This is a genomic window from Streptomyces spinoverrucosus (assembly GCF_006539505.1).
Classification (GTDB): domain Bacteria; phylum Actinomycetota; class Actinomycetes; order Streptomycetales; family Streptomycetaceae; genus Streptomyces; species Streptomyces spinoverrucosus.
Genome location: NZ_BJND01000128.1, coordinates 1 through 8978 on the forward strand (window position 1 = coordinate 1; position 8978 = coordinate 8978).

The following is an 8978-nucleotide window of genomic DNA, read 5'->3' on the forward strand; positions in this document are numbered from 1 at the left end:
CCTGTCCGGTGGATCTTCGTGGATCAGCCCTCGGCGTCTGGTGCCGGGGGGCAGTGGGGAGTCGCGGGCCCGCGAAGATCCGCCGGACAGGGCCTAACGGCCAGTGCGACCTTCGGACGGCGGCTCGGCCGTCGACTCCCGCCAGATGATCCGGAACAGAGGTTCGTCGTTCGTCTCGGGCGCCGTGTCGAGCAACCCCGCTATCAGCTTGGCCATGGCCTCGCTGCCGAGTCGTTCGAGGTCCACGTCGACGGTGGTCAGGGACGGCGTCATGAACTGCCCGACCGCGACGTTGTCCCAGCCGGTCACGCTGACGTCGCCCGGCACGTCCCAGCCGCGCTCCCTGGCGCCCCGGACGACGCCCGCGGCGACCAGGTCGTTGGCCGCGATCACCGCGGTCGGCCGTGACCGGCTCGGCAGGGACCGGATCGCCTCGACACCGGACTCGCCGGACCAGTCGCCGTCGAAGACGCCGACGGACTCCAGCCCCAGGCGTTCGACCGTGTCCAGATAACCCTGCCTGCGCGCCCTCGCGGAGGCGAACTGGGCGTCGCCCGCCACATGAAGGAAACGGGAGTGACCGAGCGCCGCCAAGTGCTCGATCATCCGCACGACAGGCGTGGCGTCGGCCAACTCCCCGATGCCGCGCATCTCGTCGTCGAAGTCGGCGGAGACCACCACGGTGGTCCTCTGGTGCAGTTTGTTCTGCACCGCGGGCAGCACGGGGGCGAGGGAGAGGATGCCCTCGAACTGTCCGGAGTCGGCGAGTTCCAGCAGGCGTTCGCTCCTCGCCCGTACGCCGCCGCCGGCGCTGACGACGTCCATGAAGTACCCCGCGGCGTGCGCCGTCGCGCCGGCCCCCGCCAGCATGCGGGAGGGGTTGAAGGCCATGGAGGGCATGAGGATCGCCAGCCTGCCGGTCTTGCGCGTGCGCATGGACCGGGCCACCAGGTTGGGGCGATAGTCCAGTTCGCGGATCGCCTCCTCGACACGTTCCCGGGTCGCGGGCTTCAGTCCGCCGTTGAATCGCAGGTACCGCGACACCGTCTGGGTGGAAACCCCGGCCAGCCGCGCCACATCAGTGATCGTGGGCCGCCGTCGCGCTGTGTCAGCGCCAACCATCCGCTTCACCCACCCTTCCGCCAAGTACCGGTGAAGTTTGAGGTTCAGAGAGTACACACTCTTGACGCAAAAAGTGATCGTTCACTATCGTCCACGCCACCCAAGAGTGAACGATCACTTTTTCGGGTGGCGCGCGGTCCGGGACGGGCCCGCGTCGCTGTGTGCCGCTGCCGCCGCTCAAGGGAACACTGCCATGAGCTCCATCTCCGAACTGCGCCGCCTGCGCGGGTCCCAACGGGACACGCGACAGCAGAACAAGGCGGCGTTGTTCTTCCTTCTGCCCTGGTTCGTCGGGCTCTTCGGGATCACGCTCGGCCCGATGCTGGCCTCGCTGTACCTCAGCTTCACCAAGTACAACCTGCTCCAGCCGCCCCAGTTCAGCGGGCTCGACAACTGGACGCGCATGCTGCACGACGATCGGCTGCACAAGTCGCTCGAAGTGACGTTCACCTACGTGCTGGTGTCCGTGCCGTTGCAGCTGGCGCTGGCCCTGGGGCTCGCCCTGCTGCTGGACAAGGGAGTGCGGGGCCTGGCCTTCTACCGCTCCGTCTTCTACCTGCCGTCACTGATCGGCGGCAGCGTCGCGATCGCCGTGCTGTGGCGCACGGTCTTCGGGACGGACGGTCTGGTGAACAAGGCCCTCGCCCTGGTCGGCATCCACGGACAGGGCTGGGTCTCGGAACCGGGCACCGCGCTGTCGACGCTCATCGTCCTGAACGTCTGGACGTTCGGCTCCCCCATGGTGATCTTCCTGGCCGGCCTGCGGCAGATCCCGGCCTCCCTCTACGAGGCCGCCTCCGTCGACGGCGCGGGCCGCTGGCGCCAGTTCCGCAACATCACGCTGCCGCTGCTGACCCCGATCATCTTCTTCAACCTGGTGCTGCAGATCATCCACGCCTTCCAGACGTTCACCCAGGCCTTCGTGGTCTCGGGCGGCACCGGAGGTCCCGCCGACTCCACCCTCTTCTACTCGCTGTACCTCTACCAGCGCGGGTTCGGCCAGTTCGACATGGGATACGCCTCCGCGCTCGCGTGGCTGCTGCTTCTCATCGTCGGGGTCTTCACCGCCGTCAACTTCTGGGCCTCCAAGTACTGGGTGTTTTACGATGACTGACCGCGCCATAGCCGTGCCGACCCGCTCGCAGCCCGTCGCCCGCGCCCACGCGGCGCGCCACGGCCGGCGCAGGGTCCGCGCTCTCCTCAAACACGTCCTTCTCGTCGCCTGTGTCCTGGTGATGCTGTACCCCGTCCTGTGGATGGTGGTCAGCTCCCTGCGCCCCAACTCGGAGATCTTCCGCGACGCGGGACTCGCCCTGACGCACCCTCGCCTGGAGAACTACAGCAACGGCTGGACCGCCTTCGCCCAACCGTTCAGCCACTACCTGGTCAACTCGCTGCTCGTCGTGATCGGCGCGATCCTCGGCAATCTCCTCGCCTGTTCCATGGCGGCCTACGCGTTCGCCAGGCTGGAATTCAAGGCCAAGCGCCTGTGGTTCGGCATCATGCTCGTCACGATCATGCTGCCGATCCACGTGATCATCGTGCCGCAGTACGCCCTGTTCTCGCAGCTGGGCTGGGTCAACACGTTCCTGCCGCTGATCGTGCCGAAGTTCCTGGCGACCGACGCCTTCTTCATCTTCCTCATGGTGCAGTTCATCCGCGGCATCCCCCGCGAGATCGACGAGGCCGCCCGGATCGACGGCGCCGGGCACGCGCGGATCTTCTTCAACATCATCGTGCCGCTGATGGTCCCGGCGCTGGCCACCACCGCGATCTTCACCTTCATCTGGACCTGGAACGACTTCTACACCCAGCTGATCTATCTCACCGACCCGTCGATGTACACGACGCCCCTTGCGCTGCGTGCCTTCGTCGACCAGCAGAGCGCGACCGACTGGGGCTCGGTGTTCGCCATGAGCGTGGTCTCGCTCGTACCCGTCTTCCTCGTCTTCCTCTTCGGGCAGCGCTTCCTGCTGCGCGGCATCGCGACCACCGGCGGCAAGTAACTGCGGGGGCTACTGCCGGAACGCGGAGCGACCGGGTCACGGCCGCCCGGGACCTCCGCGCCCTCAACCCGACACACCTGCTCATGCACAAGGAGAAGTACATGAAAGCCAGCCCCTTCAGACGCGTCGCGGTCGGCGCGCTCGCCTCGCTCTCGCTCGTCCTGACCGCCTGCTCCGGCGGCAGCGCCGGCTCCGCTCCCGAGCTGAGCAACAAGCCGGTCACCCTCCGCGTCACCTGGTGGGGAGACGACAACCGCGCCAAGCTCACCAACGAGGCCATCGCGGCGTTCGAGAAGAAGTACCCCAACATCAAGATCAAGGGCGAGTACAAGGACTGGAACGGCTACTGGGACGCGCTCGCCACGACGACCGCGGCCAAGGACTCGCCCGACGTCCTGCAGATGGACGAGCTGTACCTCGCCTCGTACGCGGACCGCGGGGCGCTCTACGACCTCAGCAAGGCCAAGAAGTTCCTCGGCACCTCGCAGTTCGACGCCCAGGCCCTCGCCACCGGGCAGGTCAACGAAACGCAGTACGCCCTTCCCGTGGGCGTCGGCGTCTCGTCCATCGTCGTGAACACCGACCTGTTCAAGAAGTACGGCGTGGCCATACCCGACGACAAGACGTGGACGTGGGCCGACTACGCCAAGGTCGCCAAGGAGCTGACGGACAAGAGCGGCGGCAAGATCAACGGCGCGGCCGGCGCCCCCGGCTTCTACGCCGGTGACCCCAAGTACTGGGCTCGTCAGGAGGGCGGCAACCTCTTCGACAAGGACGGCAACGTCTCGATCAAGCCCAAGGCGCTGGTCGACATGTGGACGTACGGCCTGAACCTGATCTCCTCCGGGGCCGGCATCAAGGCCTCCGCCATGGTCGAGGACCTGACCGCCGGTGTCACCGCCGGCACCTTCGCCACCGGCAAGGCGGCCATGATGGGTGCCTACAACACGCAGGTCACCGCGCTGCAGCAGGCGACCGGCGCGCATCTGCGGCTGCTGCAGCCGCCGCACGACGGCAACGCCAAGGCGAACTTCTTCAAGCCCTCCATGTACTGGGCCGTCTCCAGCCAGAGCCAGCACCCGGCCGAGGCCGCCACGTTCGTCAACTTCCTGCTCAACGACCCGGCGGGCGCCGACATCCTCAAGACGGAGCGCGGCATCCCCGCGAACAAGCAGATCCTGAAGCACCTCGAGCCGGCTCTCACCGGGACGGACAAGGCGGCCGCCGACTACATGAACGAGGTGACGCCGGGCCCGTCGCCGGTCGTGACCCCCAACGGCGGCAGCGGGATCGAGCCGATGCTCCAGCGCTACACCCAGGAGGTCTACTTCAAGAAGACCTCGCCCGAAGACGCCGCGAAGGCGTTCATCAAGGAGCTCCAGGGCGAGATCGACGCGGCCAAGTGACCTCATTGCCCGGGAGCCGTCGGCGCCGCCCACGGCTCCCGGGGGAGTCCCGCGAAAGAGCGGGCCGGAAACCAAGAGAGAGAAACCACCCATGCCCAGCGCTCGGCCGCCGTACCGCGCGGCCATCATCGGCACCGGCGGTATAGCCCATGCCCACGCCCAAGCCCTCGCCGAACTCTCCGAACGCGCCCGGCTGGTCGCCGTTGCCGATGTCGACCCCACCCGCGCCGCCGAGTTCGCCGACCGATACTCCGTGCCGCACGTCTTCAGCGACCCGAAGGCTCTGCTGGAGAGCGAGAAGCTCGACCTCGCGCATATCTGCACGCCACCGCAGACCCACGCACCCCTGTCGTCCATGGCGATGCAGGCCGGCGTCACCGCCCTGGTGGAGAAGCCGACGGCGCTGAGCCTGCGCGAGATGGACCAACTGGCCGCTGTGCAGGAGCAGACCGGCTCCAGGGTCCTGACCGTCTTCCAGCACCGCTATGGCGCGGCGGCCGTACGCCTGCGCCGGCTGGCCCGGTCCGGCGCACTGGGCCGGCCGCTGGTCGCCACCTGCGAAACCCTGTGGTACAGGGCCGACGACTACTTCGAGGTGCCGTGGCGGGGACGCTGGGACGTCGAGGGCGGCGGCCCCACCATGGGACACGGCATCCATCAGTTCGACCTGATGCTGTCGGTCCTCGGCCCCTGGTCCGAGATCACGGCGCTCGCCGAGCGCCAGGCCCGGCCCACGGACACCGAGGACGTCTCCATCGCAGCCGTCCGGTTCGAAAGCGGAGCCCTCGCCACGGTGGTCAACTCCCTGCTGTCCCCCCGTGAGACCTCGCGCCTGCGCTTCGACTTCGAGTACGCCACGGTGGAACTCGAGCATCTCTACGGCTACCGCGAGGAGCACTGGCGGTTCACGCCGGCGCCCGGCCACGAGGAGCTCGGGGCCCTCTGGGCCGCCGGTGACGAGCCGGACATCACGAGCGGCCACAGGGTCCAGATCGAGGCCGTCCTGGACGCCTGGGACACCGGTCAGGAACCTGGCGTCTCCCTCTCGGACGCGCGACGCACGCTGGAGTTCGCGGCCGCGACGTATGCCTCGGCCTTCCGCGGTGTCCGTGTCGCCGCGGGCGAACTGACCGGCGACGACCCCTTCACGCTCAGCATGGACGGCGGCGCCGTGCCGTGGGAACGGGTCAAGGAGGCCCTGGTATGAACGCTCTCGACATCAGACACGACCTCGATGCCTCGGTCACGGTCCGGGACGGCGACACCGAGCTGTTCCGCTATGTGTACCGGCCGGACACCGTCCAACTGGAATCGCCCAAGCCCTACCTCCACCCGCTGCGCACCCGCGCCGGTCACGTCGTCAGCCTGTTCCGTCCCCACGATCACGTGTGGCACAAGGGCATCGCGTGGTCCCTGCCCCACGTCGGCGAGGAGAACTTCTGGGGCGGCCCCACCTACATCCACGGACGCTTCTACGTACAGCTGGAGAACAACGGAACCCAGGCGCACCGCCGGATCGCCGCCCTGGACCGGTCCGACGGCACCGTGACGTTCGCCCACGACCTGGACTGGATCACCCAGTCCGGGGACATGTTCTTCACGGAACGCAGGACGCTGCGGGCGAGCCTGATCTCCGCGCATGCCTGGGCGTTGACGTTCGAGACGCAGATGACGAACGGCTCCGGAACGGACGTCGCCTTCGGATCGCCGACCACCAAGGGACGTGAGAACGCCGGCTACGGCGGCCTGTTCTGGCGGGGCCCGCGGTCGTTCACCGGCGGGCAGTTCGTGACCGCGGACGGCCAGGGCGGCGATGAGGTCCGCGGGCGGCGCATGGAGTGGATGGCCTTCGAGGGCCGCCACGACGAGACGGACGTACAGTCGCTCGTGCTCATGGTCGACGACGCGGCGAACCCGAACCACCCACCGCAATGGTTCGCCCGTACAGAAGAGTTCGCATGCCTCAACCCGGCACCGTTCTTCAGCGAGGAACTGACCGTCGAGGACGGTGCCATCCTGCGGTTCCGCTACGGCGTGGGCATCGCCGACGCCGACGCGAGCGCGGCTCCCGCACTCGCGGACGCGGTGCGCGAGGTGCTCGCGCGGTCCGACGCGTCCACCGCTGCCGGGGAACCCGCATGAATGCCTGCACGTGCGGACCGGGCCAGGGTCCGCCTTCGCCCAACGGTTCCCGCCCAGAGCAGGGCTGACGCGAGTCCGACCGCCGCCTCGGAGGAGGTGGCGGTCCGCTGCGGCTGCGGCAGGCCGCCCGGTCGAGCCGCGGCGGCCTGGGCCTGCCACCGTGACGGCCGCGGCCAAGCCGCGGTCGTTGCTGGTCGGTCTTCTTGGGACGGTGGCCGTCCGGGCGCAGCGGCCTATGGCGGCGCCCCGCTCGAACACAGCCGAGAAACACTACCGACCGTCGCGACTCGCCGTGTCGGCGAAGCGAGCACCCCGCATCTGATGGACGAGTCCACGACGGCGCAACACCCTGTGATCCACCACCGGCCGTCCTTGCGGACGGCACCTCGTCAGGCCGTTGGCGGCGCTGGCCACCATGGCACTCACCACGTACTGGCTGTGGTTCATGACGCATACAGTGGGCCCGCGTGAGCGGCCGGACGTCTCAGAGCGCAACGACGGCCAGTCGGATGCCGAACCCGATGAGTGCGGAACCCATGATCCCGTCGAGCACTGCCGAGAGTCCGGGGCTCGCGACTCGGCGGCCCACCCGGGTGAGCAGGTAACTCATTCCCGGACACCAACCGGAAGGGAAGTTCGGTGAGTTGCCCGTACGCGCCAACGAAGGGCCGAAGGTTCCCGTCACTCCCGAACTCGCCGGTGTGCTACAGGGGTGGATCGACAAGGCCGGCCTGAAGCCTGGCGATCTGCTGTTCCCCGGTGAGCACGGCGGGGAGTTGTCGTCTTCGCTGTACCGGCAGCAGGTTTGGGGGAACGCGTCACCAGTCTGCGGGATTCCTGCCTGGATGCAAGGCTCAAGGCGGGTGTTCCTGCGTGGGGCGTCGCCGAGTGGGCCGGCGTGAGCGCGAGCTGGCTTGCGCTGCGCTGCCCGCATCGGTTCCGCCTGGAGGACGTCGAACTCGACTGGGGTCACCTGGCCGAGGTCATGGCCCGCCTGATCGACGCCAAGCTCACTGCACCGTCTGCGGACGAATGCGTGGCATCCACTCCGGCACCATCGACGACCCCATCTGGGACCCCTGCACCACACCGGACGCTGAGCTCTGGCGCCCCTGACCCACCTGCGGACAAGCCGAACCGCTGTACGCTCCTGGCCCGTGTCCCCGTTACTCACTCTCAAGCAGCGGCTCCACGAGATTCTCGCCGATGACACCGGCTCCATACCCCCAAACTGCAGCCCTTCCACGACGCCCTGGCCGGCACTGAACGGGCCGGCACCACGATGCGCTGGCTCTCCAAGCGCATCGTCTCCACCGTCCTGTCCGATCTCGGCTCCGGCCGCCGGCACCTCACCCACGAGGCCCTGGACGAACTCCCTGAAGGCAAGGTCGTCGAGCACATCCGCAGCGTTCTCGTCGCCACCCCAGCCCTGCCCAAGCGGGATGAGCAGATGGTCCGTCTCGAACGGCACGTGAGAGACCTCGTCGCCTCCCGTGCGACGGCCGAGGGACGGGCGGCCGTCTATCTCCTGAACTGGCTCGCGGGCCGGAACCGACCCTTGCCACCTACCGCCAGCCGACCTTGAGCACTGGATGACCAGCGACGACGCCCGTCTTCGCCAGGAGACAGGCCACTTCGTGCGATGGGCCCCCTCCCAGAAGATCGCCCGCGATCTCAGCTTCCCGGCCGTGAGGTGGAACGGCCCCTCCCAGGCGATGGACGCCGAGGCCTGCTGGGCCACCGCCCGCCGCCTCCTGCACGACGACACTCTGAAGTCCGAAGACCGCCTCGCCGGCCTGCTGTTGCTCCTCTACGCCCAGTGGCCCGCCGCGATCTCCCGGCTCACCGTCGACCACAGCGAGGAGACGGACGGAGTAGTCTGCATCCGCCTCGGCGCCGTCCCGGTGGACCTGCCCGCACCCGTCGCTGACCTGGCCCTCCAACAGGTCGAGGTTCGCCGCAGCCATGCCGTCCTCGGCCGGACAGACTCGCCCTGGCTGTTCCCCGGAGGCCGGCCCGGCCGCCCGATCCGCGACTGGGCCATGGGCGAACGGCTCCGCAAACTCGGCATCCGGCTCGCGGAGAGCCCGCTCGACCGCACTCTTCCAACTCGCCACCGAGCTACCCGCAGCAGTCCTGGCCGCACCCTCGGCATCGACATCACCGTCGCCGTCAAATAGCAGCGAGCCGCCGCTGGGGACTGGGCCGCCTACGCCGCCGAGGTCACCCGCCGCAGCACTTCACCACAACCTCCAATTACGAACCAGGAGCACCGACATGAGATTCGACGATCACCGCGTGG

8 protein-coding genes are annotated in these 8978 nt (G+C 68.4%); 7 read left to right on the plus strand and 1 reads right to left on the minus strand.

The genetic code is table 11. The features are described from left to right. Positions 1-93: 93 nt before the first annotated feature. Complete coding sequence (locus tag SSP24_RS41520; RefSeq protein ID WP_218037154.1) at positions 94-1077, minus strand: LacI family DNA-binding transcriptional regulator; 984 nt, start codon at positions 1075-1077, stop codon at positions 94-96. A 238-nt stretch (positions 1078-1315) separates the two neighbouring features. Here SSP24_RS41520 and SSP24_RS41525 point away from each other — a divergent pair, with 238 nt between their 5' ends. The 7 genes from SSP24_RS41525 (at position 1316) to SSP24_RS41555 (ending at position 8856) form a co-directional block, all read left to right on the plus strand. Further along, positions 1316-2236 (plus strand): carbohydrate ABC transporter permease, encoded by a 921-nt coding sequence (locus tag SSP24_RS41525; protein WP_141316305.1) that lies wholly within the window; start codon positions 1316-1318, stop codon positions 2234-2236. Beyond that, the gene (locus SSP24_RS41530) at positions 2229-3128 is read left to right on the plus strand and encodes a carbohydrate ABC transporter permease (RefSeq protein ID WP_141316307.1); all 900 of its coding nucleotides are present in this window, start codon (positions 2229-2231) and stop codon (positions 3126-3128) included. Before SSP24_RS41525 ends, SSP24_RS41530 begins: the two co-directional genes overlap by 8 nt. A gap of 101 nt (positions 3129-3229) precedes the next feature. Next, positions 3230-4534 (plus strand): ABC transporter substrate-binding protein, encoded by a 1305-nt coding sequence (locus tag SSP24_RS41535; protein WP_167529869.1) that lies wholly within the window; start codon positions 3230-3232, stop codon positions 4532-4534. 91 nt (positions 4535-4625) lie between these two features. Further along, positions 4626-5741, plus strand: coding sequence for a Gfo/Idh/MocA family protein (locus SSP24_RS41540; RefSeq protein ID WP_141316311.1), 1116 nt, complete (start codon positions 4626-4628; stop codon positions 5739-5741). Then, complete coding sequence (locus SSP24_RS41545) at positions 5738-6676, plus strand: DUF6807 domain-containing protein (protein WP_141316313.1); 939 nt, start codon at positions 5738-5740, stop codon at positions 6674-6676. The genes SSP24_RS41540 and SSP24_RS41545 overlap by 4 nt, the downstream gene beginning before the upstream one ends. A 1282-nt stretch (positions 6677-7958) precedes the next feature. Next, the gene (locus SSP24_RS41550; RefSeq protein WP_141316315.1) at positions 7959-8261 is read left to right on the plus strand and encodes a hypothetical protein; all 303 of its coding nucleotides are present in this window, start codon (positions 7959-7961) and stop codon (positions 8259-8261) included. 7 nt (positions 8262-8268) lie between these two features. Continuing rightward, positions 8269-8856, plus strand: coding sequence for a hypothetical protein (locus tag SSP24_RS41555; RefSeq protein WP_141316317.1), 588 nt, complete (start codon positions 8269-8271; stop codon positions 8854-8856). Positions 8857-8978 lie beyond the last annotated feature (122 nt).

Bases quoted from the DNA above. Each gene is read 5' to 3' on its own strand.
- SSP24_RS41525 (WP_141316305.1), top strand. From the start codon at position 1,316: ATGAGCTCCATCTCCGAACTGCGCCGCCTGCGCGGGTCCCAACGGGAC.
- SSP24_RS41555 (WP_141316317.1), top strand. From the start codon at position 8,269: ATGACCAGCGACGACGCCCGTCTTCGCCAGGAGACAGGCCACTTCGTG.
- SSP24_RS41535 (WP_167529869.1), top strand. From the start codon at position 3,230: ATGAAAGCCAGCCCCTTCAGACGCGTCGCGGTCGGCGCGCTCGCCTCG.
- SSP24_RS41545 (WP_141316313.1), top strand. From the start codon at position 5,738: ATGAACGCTCTCGACATCAGACACGACCTCGATGCCTCGGTCACGGTC.
- SSP24_RS41540 (WP_141316311.1), top strand. From the start codon at position 4,626: ATGCCCAGCGCTCGGCCGCCGTACCGCGCGGCCATCATCGGCACCGGC.
- SSP24_RS41550 (WP_141316315.1), top strand. From the start codon at position 7,959: ATGCGCTGGCTCTCCAAGCGCATCGTCTCCACCGTCCTGTCCGATCTC.
- SSP24_RS41530 (WP_141316307.1), top strand. From the start codon at position 2,229: ATGACTGACCGCGCCATAGCCGTGCCGACCCGCTCGCAGCCCGTCGCC.